The organism is Mesorhizobium sp. M7A.F.Ca.CA.003.01.2.1, assembly GCF_003998945.1.
GTDB lineage: Bacteria > Pseudomonadota > Alphaproteobacteria > Rhizobiales > Rhizobiaceae > Mesorhizobium > Mesorhizobium ciceri.
Genome location: NZ_RZRA01001289.1, coordinates 1 through 1160 on the forward strand (window position 1 = coordinate 1; position 1160 = coordinate 1160).

Annotated in this window: 1 protein-coding gene; it reads left to right on the forward strand. The window is 65.9% G+C overall.

Going from position 1 to position 1160, the window contains the following annotated elements; genetic code table 11:
- On the forward strand, positions 1-1145 hold a 1145-nt coding region (locus EN969_RS32050), incomplete at its 5' end, for a cysteine desulfurase family protein (RefSeq protein WP_164758712.1).
- Between the last annotated feature and the right edge of the window lie 15 nt (positions 1146-1160).

The following is a 1160-nucleotide window of genomic DNA, read 5'->3' on the forward strand; positions in this document are numbered from 1 at the left end:
ATCTCGACTACAATGCCAGTGCGCCGCTGCTTGCCGCGGCCCGCGAAGCTATGGTCGCGGCGCTCGATGTCGCCGCCAATCCGTCATCGGTTCACGCCGAGGGGCGGGCGGCCCGCCGTCTGATCGAGACCGCAAGGCGTGACGTGGCGGCGCTCGTCAACGCCAAGCCCGAGCACGTCGTGTTCACCTCCGGTGCCACGGAAGCAGCCTCGACGCTGCTGTCACCCGACTGGCAGATGGGGCGCGGCACGGTGCGCATGAGCCGGCTTTACGTGTCGGAGGCCGATCATCCCTGCCTGTTGAACGGCGGACATTTCCCGGCAGTGCAGGTAAACCGGATCGGCGTCGACGCCAACGGTATCGCCGATCTCGACGCTTTGGCGGCAGCGCTCAGTGGTCATGACAAGAGCGAAGGCCTGCCGCTGGTTGCCATCCACGCCGCCAACAACGAGACCGGCGTCATCCAGCCGATCGATCGCATCGCCGGGATCGTCAAGGCGGCGGGCGGCATCCTCATGGTCGACGCCGTGCAGGCCGCCGGGCGTGTTTCGATCGATCTATCAGCGGGTTACGCCGATTATCTGATTCTGTCCTCGCACAAGATCGGTGGTCCCAAGGGCGTCGGCGCCATCGTCGCGGCTTCGGATCTGATGATGCCGAAGCCGTTGATCAATGGCGGCGGTCAGGAAAAGGGCCATCGCGGCGGGACTGAAAACCTCGCTGCCATTGCCGGTTTTGGCGCGGCCGCCCGCGAGGCCCTGGCCGGATTGCCGGCCATAGATGCGGTGCGCCGGCGCCGCGACGAGATCGAGGCCATCGTGAAAACGCTGGTGCCGGACGCGGAAATCTTCGGAACCGGTGCGCCAAGGCTTGCCAATACGGCATTCTTCGCTATTGCGGGCGTCAAAGCCGAAACCGCGCAGATCGCCTTCGACCTGGCCGGCGTAGCGCTGTCGGCCGGCTCTGCCTGTTCGTCCGGCAAGGTCGGACCGAGCCATGTGCTGAAAGCCATGGGATACGGTGACAGCCTTGGCGCCTTGCGCGTGTCGATCGGTCCGGCGACGGGCGCGGAAGACATCGAGTTGTTTCGCGTTGCGCTGACGGGAATCGCCGCGCGTCGGGCGGATAGAGAAAAAGCCGCGTGAGCGGTTGGGGCATCG